Below are 16,909 nucleotides of genomic sequence, written 5' to 3'. Positions count from 1 at the left end.
CCTTTCGAAAAATAAACATATGAGTTTATTCATTTTTGCATAACTCTATTGTTAATTGCATAAAAAGAAAAAGCTGCTTCAGTTCGTAGAAACTGAAGCAGCTTTTTCTTTTTATAGAGTAGATAAGTTCTCGATATTCATATTTTTCTCGCTTAAGATTTTTTGATATTTCCTGCTTACGGAGGATTGACTGATTCCTAATGCTTTTGCTGCCTTGGTAGTCGTTTTGTACTGGTTCATTGCCATGACAATCAGCTGTTCTTCGACATGATCGATGGCATCCTGTAACGGAATAACCCTGGTAATGACTGGCTTCATTTTTTTATGTTCATAGCCAAGCGATAAAAATTGGCTTACAAATTCGGCATCAATCGCTGAATGATCTGCTGTAACCACTAGTCGCTCAATAATGTTTTGCAGCTCCCTGACGTTGCCTGGCCATGGATAAAATTCCATGACATTCACTGCATCAGGCGTTAAATGATAGTTTCGATCGTATTTTTCATTGAGCTGCTGAAGGAAATGGAATGCGAGCAAGGATATGTCTTCTGTACGATCCCTTAATGGCGGAATATGAATCGGAATAACATTTAATCGATAAAATAAATCTTCGCGAAATGTTCCTTCCTCGATCAGTTTTTCTAATTTTTTGTTTGTGGCTGCGATGATTTGAACATTGACCTTTATTGGCGTGGTGCTGCCGACTGGAATAACTTCCTGCTCCTGAAGTACCCTAAGGAGCTTCACCTGTAGATGCATTGGCATTTCACCGATTTCATCAAGGAACAAGATGCCTTCATTCGCTTGTTTAAAGTAACCTTCTTTTCCATTCTTATCAGCACCTGTAAAGGCACCTTTTGCATAGCCAAACAATTCGCTTTCCAACAAATTTTCCGGAATAGCACCGCAATTTAATTTGAGAAACGGTTTGGAAGAACGTCTTCCTAATTGGTGTATCGCTTGAGCAATTACTTCTTTTCCGACTCCCGATTCTCCGTGAAGGAGAACAGTAGAAGAAAAGTCAGCAATTTTCTTCACCTGGTTCATGATTTTTTCCATTTTTGGACTGCAGTAAATTAACTTTTTTAAAAAGCGGTCTTTAGATTTAAAGTCATCTAATTCCTTCTTATATTGCTCTGATATTTTTCTCATTTCCAGCAATTCGCTTTTTAAGCGAGTTGTTTCTGTTATATCCCGAGATGCCACAATAATCCGGTCGAGCTCACTTTTTTCATTAAAGACAGGATTCCCAACGGCGAGAATTTTTCGGCCGGATTTTGTTTCCTGAACTACCGATACTTTTTTTCTTTTTTCCATCACAAGTCTTGTTACAGATGGTGTAAACAACCCCTGGTCCTCAAACCCAAGAATATTTTTTCCGATTAGTTCCTTTAAATCGACCTTCCAGAAATCTTGAATAATATTATCACTAAATCTGATAAGTTCTCCTTTTGCATTTACAACCAGTATTTCATCATAAATGCTTGAGAGAATTGCATTTAAATCCTTATTCAAATCCTTAATATATTCAATTTCCATAGCCATTTCTTCGACCATCGGCAAATCTTGAACAACAATGATTATTCCTTCGACCTCATCATCAAAGTTTAAAATTGGGCTGTAATCCACGAGGACACCCATCTCGTTTGTAATCTCAAGATGGTTTAGGAGCGTTTTACCGGTTGAGAACACATTGTCAATATGATGCTTGCTGAATATAGTTTCTGCCGGAAAATTTAATACTTTTTCCGCAGTGGACTTAATCATTTTTAAACCGGCTTCATTGCAATTAATGATGCGCTTTTCCTTATCAAGCACAAAAATCCCCATAGGAATTGAGGTTAGAATAATTTTAAGTAAATCTACGCTTTTATTTTCCAGCTTAAAAAGCTCAGCCAGAACGTCTTCTCTTCTTATGTAACCGGATGGCTTTCCATCCTCTCCCTTTATGAGTGCAAACGGCTCACCAATAATTTGGAACAAAACGGGCAATGAAATATTCTCACTCAAATGACAGATACTTTCGATGGACTTGGCGTGTCCAAGCAATAATTCTATTGAAAAATTTTGCTCCTTCAGCTTCTCTAGCAATTGATTACTTAAGGGTACGTACGCAAATAATTTATTTTGTTTTTCTAAGAATATAAAGGGTTCTTTTAATTTGTTTAAGGCCGATTGTAAAGCTTCTTCATTTTCAACTGTGACTGAAATTATTGGCTTGATTTTTTCCTTAGCGACTGAAAACATTTTTTCATCCCCCTTGATCCTTATCTATCTAATACTAACACTTTTTAGAATATTTTAAATAGATAAAAACCGTTAAAAAAAGAAGATGAGTTCCCATCTCCTTTTTCTACCGGTTAGTCGCTGCCGGTTACATACAAATCTTCTTTTATATATGCGAGAACCATGCCAGGGATGACGTCATCTCCTTCCTGTACTTCAAGGGATTCTACCTCTCCACTTACGCCTGTAAGAATCATCTCCTCATGTCCATCATCTGCTTTAATCATAAATAAGGGGTCCCATTCATAAATTCTTTCTTCATTCTTGATTTGAATTTTTTCTACCCTCCCGTAGCACGGGCTAGTAACCACTCCTAGGTACATGAAAGCCCTCCTCCATTCTCGAATTAATATTGTTCTTGAAAAGGCGCTGTCTGTAAAACAAGGCCGAAGAACTCATGGAATTCTGGGATGTCCTCGACCTCAATTCCCAGTCTGGCTGCCCAAAGGTCATCTGAATACGTGTCCTCTTGGCAAAGTAAAACCATATTTCCAGTTTGAATTGAAGTCACCATCGCTTTGCCAAAAAAGTGCTCTGAATAGCTGATAATCAAATCATAACGATGGTTATTGGAAATTAAGCAAAAATAATGTAAAAGCTGAGATTCTTTTTGTTCTGATAAAATTTCTAGCTTCATTCTCCATTCCTCCTTTTTAACATTTCAACCATCCTCATAGTCTTGAGGCTTCAGCTAATTTATGAATACCTTCGATATAAGCTGTAATTTTTAAATTAACTCCGTACTGTTAAGAGGTATTAAAAACATAATCGATTGCCATCATAACACCTCATTTTTTGTTGTTACTAAAGTAGTAGCAATTTTCGTGCCAACTTATGAAAATGGAAATAAAAATAGATGACTAAAAATTCAGTCACCTATTTTTCAGCTATTTTTTATTATAAAGTAGTAGGTTTCTCCGCTTCATCAAAATGAAGATCAACAATACTGGTTTTAGAGATTTTGGTTTTGACGGCCAAGTAGATTAGCCCAATGACAATCCAAGCAATTCCACCAATAAGTGCATCTGCTTGCAGGTTATACCACAATATCCCCGTAGTTCCTGCTCCAAGGATAGGCATTATAAGGAAAGAGAATATATCTTTGCCTGTTTTATATCTTTTTTGACGGAAAACGAAATGGGCAATGACGGATAAATTAACAAAGGTAAAGGCAATCAACGCCCCAAAGTTGATAAAGGATGAAATTAATTCAAGACTTGGTGCAATCGCAAGCAGCGAAACAACGCCAACGAGGATGACATTAAAAGCCGGAGTCCTAAATTTCGGATGGACCGATCCAAACAGTTTTTTTGGAAGGACACCATTTCGTCCCATCACGTACAAGAGACGTGCAACACTCGCATGTGATGCCAGCCCAGATGCAACAGTGGCAGCAAATGCACCTGATAGGAATATGAGTTTAAAAAGCGTTCCCCCAACAAACATTCCAATTTCAGGCAGCGTATCATCTGTCACTTTAAAATTAGAGACATCTGGGAATAATGCCTGAGCAAAGTAACCGCAGATGAAAAAGATGGCTCCACCGATTAATACAGTCAGCATAATTGCTTTTGGCATTGTTTTTAGGTCGACCGCCTCCTCGGCGTACATGGTGACAGCATCAAAGCCAATAAAGGAAAAACAAACCACTGTTGCTCCTGTTAAAACTGCACCAAGATGGACATTGGAATGAAAAAGCGGTTCAGTTGTTAAAATGGTGCCTTGTCCCATCCCTTGAGATAGCTTCACAAAAGCAAGGACAATAAAGGCCACAATTAAGACGACTTCAAATATAACAAGCAGGGAATTCAAATTTGAGGTTTTACTCATACTCCATACATTTATGGAAGTAACGATGGCGACATAACAGACCACCCAAATCCATGCTTGAACCGAAGGAAAGACAGATACCATATAAATACGGATGATTAAGGCATTCACCATGGGTAAAAGGATATAATCAAGCAATGCAGCCCAGCCAACGATAAATCCAAGATGGGGGCTCATTGTCTCTTTTGTATACGTATAGGCAGATCCAGCGCTTGGAAATACTTGGACCATTTTCCCATAACTAATTGCCGTAAACAACATAACAGCCAATGCCGTTAGATAGGCAAGAGGAACAACACCATTTGTTTCATCTGACACAATCCCAAAGGTATCAAACACAATAGTAGGCGTCATGTAGCCTAAACCAAGACCTACAATGGCCCATAGTCCAAGTGAACGCTTAAGGGTAACATTCTCCAATTTGAACAACTCTCCTTTTTTAAAAAAATAATTTAAAAATGTAAGCATTTTCATTTTTGTTCAAATCAATAGAAGTATGAGGTTTTAAAAGCTCATACTTAACATTCCGAACCTCCCCTACATATTAATTATATTACTATTCAAAATAGTTGCAATTTTCATGCCAATATTTTTAGTGTGAAAATAAAATAATAATTCCTTAATTCTATGAAATTTTGCATAATTTAATCTGATTTGCATAAATAAGTCCATCAAAAAAGCCTTCAATCTAAAAAATGATTGAAGGCTTAAAAGATACTTAATTTTTTTATTATAAAATCCCTTTAATATCTAATACAGAATCTAAAATATAATCTGCTTCGTGTTTTTCAAATTCACTTCTTGCGTCTTTCCCTGATAGTCCAGTTAAGACAGCAGCAAATTGACAGCCCAATTGTCTTGCAGCAAGGAGGTCTGCCAAGGAATCGCCGACAACTAGGACCTCTTCTCCTTTTTCGATAGGCAGTGGTGTGTTTAAACAGTCTGACAAAGATGTATCTTTCCCTTTAAGTCCCATGATGTAGGTAAACGGATGAGGCTTCGACAAAGATTTTGTTTCTGGTAGCTCTTGCTCTGCCTTTAGCACCTCATCTGCTGTAATAATTCGTTTTTCATCAAAATGCTGAAGCCAATTTAAATGGTGAAAAGGCTGAATCGTTTCTAATTCTGGTCTACCTGTCCCTATACCGATTGTATATCCAGATGAGGTGAGGTATTGGAACAGTTCACTAATTTTTTCCTGAGGAGCTAATGTTGTTTCATTTGCAAGGAAGCCATGTTTACCAGTTTGCACTGATGGTCTTCCAGTAGAAGCAAAAACATGTTCATCCCCCACGTACCATTCCTGGGAAACATGTTCACAAACAGACCACAGCTCCCCTTTTAGAAAAATGGACGTTTCTATTCCTAACTTCTCATGGGCTAACTCATTTAAATAGGCCAGTAATTCCTGCTTCGTTGCTTCAGATTGCTCAAATTCCTTCACAAACAAAGAAAAATCCATCTTTACAGGATAATTCCCAAGAACCCTGCCAATCTCAAGCAACGCTTCACGATTAATGGGTGCCTGACACCAGTTATTAATCTTTTCAGATTCATATTCCTTTATTTGTGATAACAGATGGATTAGCTGATGGCTGAAGGATAGATAGATCATGTCCCAGTTCGCGTTTAGGCCGCGTGATTTCATCAACTTAAGGATTTGGTCATTAATAAATACATGCTCTCTTATTCCCTTGATTTCTTCTGCCTTATAGTCTGTTTTAAACTTGTCCGGAGATAGACCTAAGTACTTATTACTAATTAACATCTCCCAAACCGTCAATGCCGAAGCATCAAAATAGTGTTCTTCACTTAACAGGACACCATCCACATCAAACAAAATCGTTTTAATCAAATTCCCTTCCCTCACTTCTCATTCGCTTTTACACATTATCGTAACACAGCAATCCTAATTACTTAAAGGTATTTGTTATTAATAAGTCGGTTTAATATTGCACATAATAAAAAAAGCTAACCAATTAGGCTAGCTTTTTAGGACAACTATTATTTCGCGAAGCGGTGATTTCCAATTGTAACAGTCACTTGGCGTGATGTAATCCAAGAGCTTGTAGAAGTTTTAGGATTATAGAAGAACAAAGAACCATTCCCTTTTCCCATAAATGCGATCGCTTCATTAACAGCTCTCTTTGAAGCATTATCCGCTGGTTGATTAATTTGACCGTTTGCTACTGGTGTGAATGCATAGTGACCATTTGAGATTTGATAGATGACACTTTTCACAGTTGATGGAAAATCTGGGCTTTTTACACGATTTAAAATAACTGTTGCTACAGCAACCTTACCAGCATATGGTTCGCCTACTGCCTCTGCACGAACTAAACGTGCCATTAATTCTTTCTCTGCTGGTGTAATTGGAGAATTGGGAATTAACATGTTTTGACCAATATAAAGTGGCTTCGAATGATTTGTCGCCATTAATGTATTGATAGGCACACCAAAGCCTTTTGCTATTTTCCAATACGTTTCTCCGGATTGAATTTTATGAGTAGTAGTTGCTGCTTCTGACTTTTCAGTTAACGTAAAGGCTGACATTGATAAGATTAGTCCCGTTGCAATGACTAGTTTTTTTAGTTTTTTCATGTGTTAGTACCTCCCGTGTTTTGTCTAACGTTTCTCTACTCATAAGGCTATCAGTTGTAACATAGTAATTCATTGTCCAAAAAGTGGTAACTAGTAAACTACTAAAACCGTGCCCATCCTCATGCTATTTCTCTACTAAATGGAATTTTAAACCATTTTTATTTTTTGTCCTAAAAATGGTTTTATTGGATAGTTTCGGTTGCCTTATTACAATTTGTATCAGCTATGTAACATTGAAAGAGAGACAAAAAGACCTAGTTTTCACGAATTTGACAACAAAATCCTTATTTTCATGTAAGTTGTCACCCAAAACTTGGGTAATATAAAAGAGACAAAATAATTGGGAGGCTTTGAAAATGAAAAATCAATTAGTTGACGTACTCAACAAACAAATTGCCAATTGGTCTGTCTTGTATATCAAGTTACACAACTACCATTGGTATGTGAAAGGCGAAAATTTCTTCACCTTACATGCTAAATTTGAAGAGTTCTATAATGAGGCTGGACTACATGTAGATGAGTTAGCTGAACGATTACTTGCAGTTGGAGGCAATCCTGTTGCAACTATGAAGGAATGTCTAGAACAATCCTCAATTGAAGAAGCATCTGGTAAAGAATCGGCATCTGATATGGTGCAGTCTATTATTAATGATTTCTCCATCATTACAGGTGAATTAAAAGAAGGTATGAGTACTGCGGAGGAATTAGATGATGAAACAACAGGAGATATGTTACTAGCAATTCATTCTGGTTTAGAAAAACACATTTGGATGTTAACTGCTTATCTGGGTAAAAAAGTGTAATAAATAGATGAAAGAAGGAGGACTCATTAAACATTGGAGTCCTCCTTCTTTTTTAAATTATAATAATTATTAAAAAGGTTTGACTTTTATTTAGTATTAATATTATTATAATAATTAGATAAATTCCTATCGGGAGGTAGAAACATGGAGAAACTAGAAGTCATTGTGTACAGTAGTACAGGCTGCCCATATTGTGAAAAGGTTAAGGCTTTCCTTAAGGAACACGGAATTGAATTTGAAGAGCGAAATGCCTCTATACATAAAGAATATTTTGATCAATTAAAGGAACGGAAAATCTTTGGAACCCCAGCAACCCTTATTAATGGAAAGCTAGTCTTAGGTTTTCAAGAGAAAAAATTCAATAAGCTTCTCGGTCTTTCAGAAACTACACCAGCGAGTGTGACACCTCCTACTCAAGCGGAAGCACCAGAAGAGACAGCAGACAACATTTTTCAATCAGTTAATCAAAGAGCGCTTGATGATGTATATGATTTCGTTATTATTGGCGGCGGTCCTGCAGGTGCCTCAGCAGCTGTTTACGCGGCCCGTGGGAAATTGAAAACATTAGTTATAGATAAAGCTCCTAAGGCAGGTACACTAGCAATTACGCATAAAATTGCTAACTATCCTGGTGTTCGTGAAGAAGTATCAGGTCTTGAGCTCCTTACGAGAATGCAGGCCCAAGCAAAGGATTTCGGGGCAGAATTTGTTCGCTCCACAGTACTTTCAGTTAATTTTTCCGATGAAATCAAGAAGATAGAAATTGCCGAGGGAACTATTCAGGCGAAAAGTGTCTTTATCGCTGTCGGTGCAAAAGCCCCCTCCAGTAAAATTAAAGGGGAAGAAGAATTTACTGGACGTGGTGTAAGTTACTGCTCAACCTGTGACGCGGCCTTCTATCAGGACCAAGTCGTAGCTGTTGTCGGAGATAATGATGAAGCCATTCATGAGGCTGAAACACTAGCTAAGTATTGCAAAGAAGTGAAATTACTAATTCCAACTGAACAGTTAAAAGGAGACGCAGATCTTTCTTCATTAGAAGCCAATCCTAAGGTTAAAATCTTTAGACGTCACCGAGTCCGTGAAATTCTAGGCACAGATAGTGTGGAGAAAATTGTCGTCCTTACTGATAAAAAAGAAGAACAAGTTTGGGAGGTTGACGGTATTTTCTTATACTTAGGTGGAATGAAGCCTGGAACAGACTTCTTAAATGGAGCCGTAATGCGGGACGAAGAAGGTTATGTATTAGTAGATGAATACCTTCGGACAAATATTGATGGAGTGTTCGCCGGGGGAGATGCCCGTAGAACGCCCATTAAACAAGCCGTTATTTCGGCTGCAGATGGCGCCATTGCCGCACTTAGTGCAGAGCAGCACGTAAATAAACGAACAAAACTCCGACCACAATATAGCTAAAAAAGAGGACGCCTTTTTAGGTGTCCTTTTTCTCATATTACCTTCCGTTGTTGTCAGATTCTGTCGGAAACTGTACAATTTAATATAAGAAAGTAGAATGGCAATTGGGGGAATAACCATGAAAAAATGGATTTTATTATTACTAGCTGTATTGATTCTTTCTGCCTGCACGCCAAAAGCCTATACAGAAAGTATGGATGCTGGAAAGGCAGCTTTGGAGAAAGAGAACTATACTGAAGCGATAGACAAATTCGAAAATGCATTAGAAGAAAAAGAAACAAATGAGGCAAAGAATTATCTTCATGCGGCTGAAAGCATGCAGGAAAGTGTCACTCTCTATCATAAAGGTGACTTTGATACTGCCACTTACAAGTTAAAAAAACTAATAAGGAAGAAACAAACGAAAAAGTTAATTAGCAAACAAGCCAATGCACTCATCAAAGAAATTCAAGAGGCAAGAGCACTTTCGGATTCAATGAAGGAACGAATCATTAAAGGTAAAACATTAATGGATCAAAATCAGTATGACCAGGCATTAGACGTCTTTAAAGAAGTATCAGAAACCATTCAATTTACTGATATCCCTTCTATTGAAAAAATCACCAAAGAAGCTTCTGAACTTATGATTGAGGCAACCAACAAGAAAAAGTCATCGGACGAAGAAAAGCAGAAACAAGAGGAAGCAAAACAGAATGAAGAAGATGCAAAAGCAAAACAAGAACAGGAAGAAGCAAACCAACCACTTACACATGCACAGGCAGAGGAAATAGTGAAACAACATCTTAATCTTTCATCTGGTCAAAATGTTAAAGTAGTCTATGACCACGATGCTGATAACGGTGATTACATTATCCACGTCTATGAGTTTGTTGTCGATAACCCACAAACAGGTGAAGGACATTCGTCAACTTTGGGCTGGTATGGTGTGAACAAAAAAACGAAAATGGTGTATGATGCAATGCAATAACAAGAAAAGGCTGATCCGTGTTAAAAAACACATTGGGTTCAGCCTTTTTACTTTTTATCTTCAACGTTTGTCCCTTTCACTATGAACAACACCTGCATACATTGTATTAGTTTAGTATGGGAGGTGATCTTCTATGTCAGACGGCAGACACAACAACAACGGCTTTGCTTTAATCGTTGTATTGTTCATTTTATTGATCATTGTTGGTGCATCTTATCTATACTAATTATTTAAACTTGCACCAAATAAACAGAAAGAGCGGTAAAACCAATCGGTTTTACCGCTCTTTTCTTTAATTGATTACACTACTCTTTATGGCTGCGTGCAAGGACAACTAAACTTACAGTAATAATAGTAAACGCAATAAAAGCTAATAAAGGGATTGTAATAAATCCAAGCCAATTGATATAATCTCTCGCGCAAGGCACACCCGAAGTACACATCTCAAACTGCTGTAAATAAGGAATCTTTTGCAACAGTGTATGATAGCCCGAAATCAACATGCCAATGATCGACAATGGCAAAACGTATTTATGAATTCTTAAATCGTTACGATAAACTGCCATACCTAAAATAATGGCTAATGGATACATGAAAATTCTTTGATACCAGCAAAGAGTACATGGAATGTAGTGCATCACTTCACTAAAATATAAGCTGCCAAGTGTAGCAATGAGAGCAGCAATCCAAGAAAGTAACAATGATTTATTCATTTTATTTCTCCTTAGTGGCGTCCTCTACCATTTTAATTAAATCATCGATGGTCTGACCTTCGAATAGCTTCCCATTAACGAAAATAGTCGGTGTTCCCGTTACGCCTAGTTTTTCGGCGTAACTCATATCCTTGTCCCACGCATCTTCTGATTTTTTGTCACGGAAGTTTTTAACCACTTTATCTACTTCATTGCTGTCAGCCACTTCTTTTAAAGTATCTGTTAAAAAGGATTCAGTGAAAATATCCATTTTTTCTTTTTCAGGCTCGGCTGGCTGCTTTTCATATAGAAGATCATGAAATTTCCAAAACTTCTCGTTCCCAAGTTCCTGATAAACTGATTCAGCAAATTTAGCAGAACGAATAGAATCAACATTAATGAAAGAATCATTCATAAAATAGAATTTAGCTTTCCCGTTATCTACAAGTTCCTTTTGAATAATTGGAACAACCTGTTCAGTAAAGTTCTTACAATTTGGGCATTTGTAATCGCCAAATTCAATAATAGACACTGGGGCAGACTTGTCTCCAAGAAACGGCTGATTGCTATAATCAATCGCTTCCTTTGTTTTTGACTCTTCTTGTTTAGAGTGATTCCCCAAAAAGATAAATCCAAGTATGAAGGCAGCTACAATCCCAACTACCCAGAAAACAAACTTAGAGGAAGATTTTGTTTCTTTTTTCGTATTCTTCTTTTTAGTTGCCATATTCAAACTCCTTTAAATGAAATGTATGAGAAAATAGTTTATAAATAATTATAGGATATTATAATAGAGGATACTAATTTTTTTACTTAAGGAGAAAAGAAAATGACAAACACAAATGAGTATTTAGGGTATATAGGCACATACACCAAAGGTGATAGTAAAGGAATCTACTCTTTCACCTTAAATACAGATGATGGAAAAATAGAAAATGTGAAAGTAGCTGCTGAGCTAGAAAACCCTACATATGTAAACATTAGCAAAGACAATCGTTATCTTTATTCGGTTGTAAAAGAGGGAGAAAATGGCGGACTTGCTTCTTTTTCTATTCATGAAGATGGTAGCTTAACCCCCATTAATCGTGAGCTTGCTGCTGGGGCATCTCCTTGTCATGTTAGTGTAGACAGCCAGAATCGTTATGTGTTCGGCGCCAACTATCATAAAGGATTGGTAGAATCTCATTTACTAAACAAAGAGGATGGTTCTATTTTACCTGCTGCTTCTATTATGATTCATGAAGGCTCTGGCCCTGATCCAAGGCAGGAAAAGCCGCATACCCATTATGCTGGGCTCACACCTGATGAAAAGTATCTTGTAGTTGTGGAATTAGGAATCGATGCTTTAATCACCTATGCGGTAAACAGTGACGGAACACTTACGAAAGTAAAGCTTCTGCCATTAAAGGCTGGAAGCGGTCCAAGGCATTTAGTGTTTCATCCGAATGGGAAAATAGCTTATGTGATGACAGAGTTTAGCTCCGAAGTCATTGTGTTAACTTATCACGAGGAAAATGGCCATTTTACAGAAAAGCAATATATCTCCACACTTCCTGAAGACTTTACTGAAAATAATCAGGGCAGTGCCATTCATATTTCATCTGATGGAAGTTTTGTTTATGCGGGGAATCGCGGACATAACAGTATCGCTGTTTTTCGTGTGAATCCTGAAACTGGTGAGTTAAGTTTTGTAGAGCATGTATCTACTGAAGGCGACTGGCCGAGGGATTTTTCATTAGATCCGAGTGAGAAGTTTGTTGTTGCTTCGAATCAGGAGTCGGGGAATCTCGTGCTTTATTCGCGTGATGAGGGGACTGGAAAACTTACGTTAATTCAGTCTGATATTGCTGTGCCTTATCCGGTTTGTGTGAAGTTTTTGCATTATAAATAAACTATGTAATAGTTATTTACCGCTTAATAAATAGATGCAAACTTAATTTTACCATCCATTTATTAAGCGGTTTCACTTTTAGATTTTAATAAAAATGCTGTTTTGTGGCGGTGGATTTTTTATTAGATTACTATTTTTATCAAATACGGGTGTTAAATAATCATTTTGATTATGATTACCTAGAGCCATATACCTTGGGGCAACTTCAGTATCACATAGTGAATATTGGGTAAAGTGAATTACTAATAAACCGTCCTTATTCACATGATTGTCTAACTCAATAATTTGTTGTTCAAACTTTTCAAAAGGATAGATTTTTTTTAGACTACTAATACCTTTGCTTTTGATGTAGTGCGGCTTCCGTTGCAAAACGGCCATACAGAAAATAGCATCGAATGAGCCATGTTTTTGTATTTCACTAGGTGTTGAGTATATAAATTTAATATTATTATCTACAGGAAGCTTTTTGCATTTAGCAAGGCTACGTTTGTTTATATCTGCACCAACAATTTGAGCATTTGGGAAATATTTACGAAGAGTTAATACTTCTTCGCCAGTTGAACATCCATATGAAAGAATCTTTAAGCCTTGTTTACCTTCTAAATATTCGCTGCATGCTGAAAAAATGGTAGGATAGCGGTCCATATAGGTGTAGGGAGTTGTTTGATGGACATTTCTAGAGTTTATCAGCTGCAAAAGAAAAATAGAGCGAAACTCCGAATCGAAACATACTCTCTTGACAGTTTGAGCTGCATTCCACAAAAAATACAATGTTGAAATTACAATTCTAATAATTGTTCTTTCAGAAGTCCGATTTTCCTTAATATTCTTCTTCGCAGTTCCAAATAATTGCAAACCTAATTTCGTAATCATATATTCTATCCTTTCAATCCATTTTAAACTCAACTCTACCTCTTAAAAATATAATTTATTAATACATTGAAATGTATATTTTTTCCATCATATACTTTAAAATAAATTATAATGTTTCAATCCTAGGTATTTCTTTTTTTAATACTTGTAGAATAGGAGAAAAGATATCATGGTTCAGCAACAAATAGAGACCAGGTGTAATAGAAGACACAAAAACCTTGTTAAACTTATAGTCATCATTTTATGGGGATTATTCCTATTGTTAAATACTTGGACAGAAAGTATAGAAAAATTAATGTATTTACATACATTCGGATTCAAGTGGATACCTAATCCGGATTTTTTATCTTTCTTTAACTTTAATGATTTTACGGCATTTCATCCTGAATTTATTAAAGTGAAATTAGGACATTTCATTGGTTTTGCTGTATTGGATCTACTTCTACTTTATTTATTGAAAAGCCACAAATATTCAATTGGAATTTCAATTGGTTTCGCCTTTATTACTGAATTTGTTCAGCTGTTTTTTGGTAGGGACGGGAGGTTATACGATCTTGCTATTGACTCCTTAGGAATTTTATCAGTATTTTTTATTGTAAAAATCCTAAGATACTACGGTACTATGAGGTAAAAATCACTTTTACCATACTAGTTATCCTCTTTTTATATAGAGAGAAATACATATTGAACAAAGAACTCGCCTGTCGTTCCACACCAATTTGAGCTTCTAGGTCATATTTAGATGGCCAGACCCAATGATGGAGCTCAATTATGCTATGTTTAATAGTGTCATAGCTAAAGAACTGATAATCGATAAAGTCTGCATATTGTTTTAGACCCTTTACCCGTCGATATTCCCATCTTGTAGTTTTCACTTCGAAAGGCAGCCTTTTAACTATACTTAAATAAGGAAACTGTTTATAAACAATAGACAAGGTTCTTTTAAGTCGTCTTAATGTTTTATGCGAGGCAGCAAGCTGTAAAAGGTCATCATAATCAATTTCTTTACCTAAAGTATGGATCAATTGAATAATATCCAAAAAATATTTCATAGATTCTAGATTATGACGCCAACCATGTAAGCAAATCATATAAAACAAATGAGTAGGTGAAAGCTCTTTAATATGCTGATAGTTGCAAATTCGTTCAGCCTGCCCCCATAGGTCATTACTATTAAACTGTGAGGTATTTTCCTTCACAATATTCCAATGTAATTCCACCACTAATGGCATGGTGGAACCATGTAACTTCTTACTAAAGCTGCAATGAAAATGCCCAGGTATCTTCTCTTCTTCAAACGTAAATCCTAATGAATTTATAATTTCAATTGATTGATCAAGTTCCTTAAATGGAATTAATAAATCTATATCTGATGTTGCCCTTGCCCCAATATGCCCAAAATATCTTTCAGCGAAATAAACTCCTTTAAGTGAGATTACATCAATTCCTTTACCTTCAAAAACTTTTAGAATTTCATCCGTTTGATTTTTTATCATTAGGTTTTGAAAAAGCCCTTTGTCATAGCTTTCTTTTAATCGTTGCTGGAAAAAAGAAGGAGTTTCAGTTAGCCTTCCTTGTTGTTTTAATAAAGAGAAAACTTGAGAGGAAATTCCATCCTCTTCAATATACTGGAGGGCACGATGATAGAACCTGTCATCCTGTGGCAATACAGTGCTTTGATCATAGATTAACTTGACCATTTCTATACTCATGACCCTCACCCCTATTTATAATTTTGCAGCCAATGGTAATTCCCTATCATTTTTTACTCCAAAGGATGTTTCATTCAGATTTCGATATAAACCAATTTGCTTTAATAGTTCCTTATGCGTTCCCTGCTGAACAATTTTCCCTTTGTCCATAACATAAATTACATCTGCATGTTGGATGGTAGACAAACGATGTGCAATGATGATGGTTGTTCGACCTTCCATTAATTGCTCCAATGCCTCTTTAACGTAATACTCGGTTTCTCCATCCAAGGCGGATGTGGCTTCATCTAATAAAAGTATTGGTGCATCTTTTAATATAGCTCTCGCGATCGCCACACGTTGCTTTTGTCCGCCGGATAACTTAACCCCGTTTTCACCAATTTCCGTATCATAACCTTTTGGCAATGATAGAATGAAATCATGAATTTCGGCACGAATGGCTGCTTCAACCATCTCTTTTTCGGTGATGTTAGGACGAGCAATCAGTAAATTTTCTTTCACAGTACCTGAAAAAAGAAAGGTCTCTTGTGGAACAAGGGCAATCGAACTTCTCAATTCCGAAGCTGAAAAGTCCTGAAGTGACTTTCCTGCTATTCGGATATCACCAGACTGTGGTTTATAGAAACCTTGAAGAAGATTAAACAACGTACTTTTTCCTGCACCGCTTGGACCAACTAAAGCAACTACCTTTCCCGCAGGAATTTCGAGGTCAAATTGTTCAAATACATGTTTAGTATCCACATAGCTAAAGGTAACATCTTGGAATTCGATGGCACCATTAACTCTCGTGGTTGAAGAAAAGTTAGGAAGTTCTGTACTGTCTGCTGGTTTTTCAAGAACATTTTGTACCCTTTCAAGGGCAGCTACAGACCGTTGAAACCCAGCCCATACATTGGCCATTCCTGTAATCGGATAGAATAAATGTGTAACCAGATTAAGAAAAGTTAGCAAAGCACCCACTGTTAAACTGCCTTTTGAAACAAATAAAGCACCAATAGATAGATTCATAATAAAGGTGATATATCCAATAATTTGTTCACCCGTACGATACCAATTTTGAAGCTTGGCATTTTCCATTTCTAATTGATATAGTTCCTGATTTTGCTTACTAAATTTGTTGTACTGAAGTTTTTCAAGTGTAAATGAACGAATAACTTGGAAACCATGAAAGGTTTCGTTTAATAGACTATTACTATTTCCTATTAATCTGTGAATTAATCTGCCATTTTTCCTTAGGAATAAACCAAACACAATTCCCGATAGCGCAGCAATTGGAGCAATGATTAAACTTACCAAGCATAGTGTTAAATTAATATTCATTAAATAGATAAAGACGACAATATAGATGATTGGCAGTCTAATTAGACTTAGAAGACTGCTCCCAATCATTCCATCCACACCATGAATATCATTGGAAAAATGGGACATTAATTCACCGGAACGGTAATTTGCTGTCACTTCCGTTGGCAGTCTTAGAATATGATCAAAAAGATAGTTTTTAAGATCCATCTTCACTGCATTCGTTGCTATTAAATTAAAAAATGTATAGGAAACATTCGAGGCGATACTCCCAATAATAAGAAATGCCCCAAACGGAATAAAGGATAAAATCTCCTCATACCCTCCATGTATAGCTGCATCCGTGATATCACCATAATATTTCGCGAAAGCAATAGTTAAGTAAATATCTACTCCTAATAAAAGAAGAATCATCAAATAAGCCTTCCATCTCTTGAGGATAAAAGGCAGCACAAAAGAATAAGCCCGTTTAATATCTGTCATCGTAAAATATTGTTTAAATAGTGAGTTAAGCTGTTCTTTCATGGTTTGGACACTCC

General features: G+C 36.5%; 17 protein-coding genes. 6 read left to right on the top strand and 11 right to left on the bottom strand.

Annotation, left to right across the window (positions count from 1 at the left end):
- Positions 1–111: 111 nt before the first annotated feature.
- The 6 genes from AA0X95_RS08615 to AA0X95_RS08590 form a co-directional block, all read right to left on the bottom strand.
- Positions 112–2,247, bottom strand: a complete 2,136-nt coding sequence (locus tag AA0X95_RS08615; RefSeq protein ID WP_413307910.1) for a sigma 54-interacting transcriptional regulator — start codon at positions 2,245–2,247, stop codon at positions 112–114.
- A 113-nt stretch (positions 2,248–2,360) separates the two neighbouring features.
- The gene (locus AA0X95_RS08610; protein ID WP_413307907.1) at positions 2,361–2,609 is read right to left on the bottom strand and encodes a hypothetical protein; all 249 of its coding nucleotides are present in this window, start codon (positions 2,607–2,609) and stop codon (positions 2,361–2,363) included.
- A gap of 23 nt (positions 2,610–2,632) precedes the next feature.
- Positions 2,633–2,923 (bottom strand): SAV0927 family protein, encoded by a 291-nt coding sequence (locus AA0X95_RS08605; RefSeq protein WP_413307904.1) that lies wholly within the window; start codon positions 2,921–2,923, stop codon positions 2,633–2,635.
- A 260-nt stretch (positions 2,924–3,183) separates the two neighbouring features.
- Positions 3,184–4,584: an APC family permease gene (locus AA0X95_RS08600; RefSeq protein ID WP_413309901.1), complete on the bottom strand. Its 1,401-nt coding sequence runs from the start codon at positions 4,582–4,584 to the stop codon at positions 3,184–3,186.
- 262 nt (positions 4,585–4,846) lie between these two features.
- Complete coding sequence (locus tag AA0X95_RS08595; RefSeq protein ID WP_413307901.1) at positions 4,847–5,971, bottom strand: HAD family hydrolase; 1,125 nt, start codon at positions 5,969–5,971, stop codon at positions 4,847–4,849.
- A gap of 149 nt (positions 5,972–6,120) precedes the next feature.
- Positions 6,121–6,717, bottom strand: a complete 597-nt coding sequence (locus AA0X95_RS08590; RefSeq protein ID WP_413307899.1) for a cell wall hydrolase — start codon at positions 6,715–6,717, stop codon at positions 6,121–6,123.
- 356 nt (positions 6,718–7,073) lie between these two features.
- Between AA0X95_RS08590 and AA0X95_RS08585 the strand changes: the two genes are divergently transcribed.
- The 4 genes from AA0X95_RS08585 (at position 7,074) to AA0X95_RS08570 (ending at position 10,129) form a co-directional block, all read left to right on the top strand.
- On the top strand, positions 7,074–7,520 hold the full coding sequence (locus AA0X95_RS08585) for a Dps family protein (RefSeq protein WP_413307896.1): 447 nt from the start codon (positions 7,074–7,076) through the stop codon (positions 7,518–7,520).
- Between the two features lie 144 nt (positions 7,521–7,664).
- Positions 7,665–8,936 (top strand): FAD-dependent oxidoreductase, encoded by a 1,272-nt coding sequence (locus AA0X95_RS08580; RefSeq protein ID WP_413307893.1) that lies wholly within the window; start codon positions 7,665–7,667, stop codon positions 8,934–8,936.
- Between the two features lie 118 nt (positions 8,937–9,054).
- Positions 9,055–9,903: a hypothetical protein gene (locus AA0X95_RS08575; RefSeq protein ID WP_413307890.1), complete on the top strand. Its 849-nt coding sequence runs from the start codon at positions 9,055–9,057 to the stop codon at positions 9,901–9,903.
- Positions 9,904–10,036: 133 nt separating this feature from the next.
- On the top strand, positions 10,037–10,129 hold the full coding sequence (locus AA0X95_RS08570; protein ID WP_308082748.1) for a YjcZ family sporulation protein: 93 nt from the start codon (positions 10,037–10,039) through the stop codon (positions 10,127–10,129).
- A gap of 79 nt (positions 10,130–10,208) precedes the next feature.
- Here the strand turns inward: AA0X95_RS08570 and AA0X95_RS08565 are convergent, their stop codons facing one another.
- Positions 10,209–10,616 carry a disulfide oxidoreductase gene (locus AA0X95_RS08565; RefSeq protein WP_335544734.1) on the bottom strand — a complete coding sequence of 136 codons (408 nt, stop codon included), beginning with the start codon at positions 10,614–10,616 and terminating at the stop codon, positions 10,209–10,211.
- Between the two features lies 1 nt (position 10,617).
- Positions 10,618–11,322: a DsbA family protein gene (locus AA0X95_RS08560; RefSeq protein ID WP_413307886.1), complete on the bottom strand. Its 705-nt coding sequence runs from the start codon at positions 11,320–11,322 to the stop codon at positions 10,618–10,620.
- A 102-nt stretch (positions 11,323–11,424) separates the two neighbouring features.
- On the opposite strand from AA0X95_RS08560, the gene AA0X95_RS08555 reads away from it, so the two are divergent.
- The gene (locus AA0X95_RS08555; RefSeq protein ID WP_413307883.1) at positions 11,425–12,486 is read left to right on the top strand and encodes a lactonase family protein; all 1,062 of its coding nucleotides are present in this window, start codon (positions 11,425–11,427) and stop codon (positions 12,484–12,486) included.
- Positions 12,487–12,564: 78 nt separating this feature from the next.
- Here AA0X95_RS08555 and AA0X95_RS08550 read toward each other — a convergent pair whose 3' ends face one another.
- Positions 12,565–13,392: a class I SAM-dependent methyltransferase gene (locus AA0X95_RS08550; RefSeq protein ID WP_413307880.1), complete on the bottom strand. Its 828-nt coding sequence runs from the start codon at positions 13,390–13,392 to the stop codon at positions 12,565–12,567.
- 136 nt (positions 13,393–13,528) lie between these two features.
- Here AA0X95_RS08550 and AA0X95_RS08545 point away from each other — a divergent pair, with 136 nt between their 5' ends.
- The gene (locus tag AA0X95_RS08545; protein ID WP_413307877.1) at positions 13,529–13,990 is read left to right on the top strand and encodes a VanZ family protein; all 462 of its coding nucleotides are present in this window, start codon (positions 13,529–13,531) and stop codon (positions 13,988–13,990) included.
- Here the strand turns inward: AA0X95_RS08545 and AA0X95_RS08540 are convergent.
- The gene (locus tag AA0X95_RS08540; RefSeq protein ID WP_413307874.1) at positions 13,980–15,071 is read right to left on the bottom strand and encodes a nucleotidyltransferase family protein; all 1,092 of its coding nucleotides are present in this window, start codon (positions 15,069–15,071) and stop codon (positions 13,980–13,982) included. The two genes, AA0X95_RS08545 and AA0X95_RS08540, sit on opposite strands and share 11 nt — an antisense overlap.
- Before the next feature lie 15 nt (positions 15,072–15,086).
- A complete protein-coding gene (locus tag AA0X95_RS08535; protein WP_413307871.1) occupies positions 15,087–16,895 on the bottom strand; it encodes an ABC transporter ATP-binding protein in 1,809 nt (602 codons plus the stop codon).
- Positions 16,896–16,909: the final 14 nt, after the last annotated feature.

The organism is Neobacillus phoenicis (assembly GCF_047302305.1).
Classification (GTDB): domain Bacteria; phylum Bacillota; class Bacilli; order Bacillales; family Cytobacillaceae; genus Neobacillus.
The sequence above is the reverse complement of the archived record's forward strand: the minus strand, read 5'-3'. Positions and strand labels throughout refer to the sequence as shown.

What these genes read in the sequence shown, in the direction of transcription:
- AA0X95_RS08615 (WP_413307910.1), bottom strand. Translation starts at nt 2,247, where the DNA reads ATGTTTTCAGTCGCTAAGGAAAAAATCAAGCCAATAATTTCAGTCACA.
- AA0X95_RS08610 (WP_413307907.1), bottom strand. Translation starts at nt 2,609, where the DNA reads ATGTACCTAGGAGTGGTTACTAGCCCGTGCTACGGGAGGGTAGAAAAA.
- AA0X95_RS08605 (WP_413307904.1), bottom strand. Translation starts at nt 2,923, where the DNA reads ATGAAGCTAGAAATTTTATCAGAACAAAAAGAATCTCAGCTTTTACAT.
- AA0X95_RS08600 (WP_413309901.1), bottom strand. Translation starts at nt 4,584, where the DNA reads ATGCTTACATTTTTAAATTATTTTTTTAAAAAAGGAGAGTTGTTCAAA.
- AA0X95_RS08590 (WP_413307899.1), bottom strand. Translation starts at nt 6,717, where the DNA reads ATGAAAAAACTAAAAAAACTAGTCATTGCAACGGGACTAATCTTATCA.
- AA0X95_RS08585 (WP_413307896.1), top strand. Translation starts at nt 7,074, where the DNA reads ATGAAAAATCAATTAGTTGACGTACTCAACAAACAAATTGCCAATTGG.
- AA0X95_RS08580 (WP_413307893.1), top strand. Translation starts at nt 7,665, where the DNA reads ATGGAGAAACTAGAAGTCATTGTGTACAGTAGTACAGGCTGCCCATAT.
- AA0X95_RS08575 (WP_413307890.1), top strand. Translation starts at nt 9,055, where the DNA reads ATGAAAAAATGGATTTTATTATTACTAGCTGTATTGATTCTTTCTGCC.
- AA0X95_RS08570 (WP_308082748.1), top strand. Translation starts at nt 10,037, where the DNA reads ATGTCAGACGGCAGACACAACAACAACGGCTTTGCTTTAATCGTTGTA.
- AA0X95_RS08565 (WP_335544734.1), bottom strand. Translation starts at nt 10,616, where the DNA reads ATGAATAAATCATTGTTACTTTCTTGGATTGCTGCTCTCATTGCTACA.
- AA0X95_RS08560 (WP_413307886.1), bottom strand. Translation starts at nt 11,322, where the DNA reads ATGGCAACTAAAAAGAAGAATACGAAAAAAGAAACAAAATCTTCCTCT.
- AA0X95_RS08555 (WP_413307883.1), top strand. Translation starts at nt 11,425, where the DNA reads ATGACAAACACAAATGAGTATTTAGGGTATATAGGCACATACACCAAA.
- AA0X95_RS08545 (WP_413307877.1), top strand. Translation starts at nt 13,529, where the DNA reads ATGGTTCAGCAACAAATAGAGACCAGGTGTAATAGAAGACACAAAAAC.
- AA0X95_RS08540 (WP_413307874.1), bottom strand. Translation starts at nt 15,071, where the DNA reads ATGAGTATAGAAATGGTCAAGTTAATCTATGATCAAAGCACTGTATTG.
- AA0X95_RS08535 (WP_413307871.1), bottom strand. Translation starts at nt 16,895, where the DNA reads ATGAAAGAACAGCTTAACTCACTATTTAAACAATATTTTACGATGACA.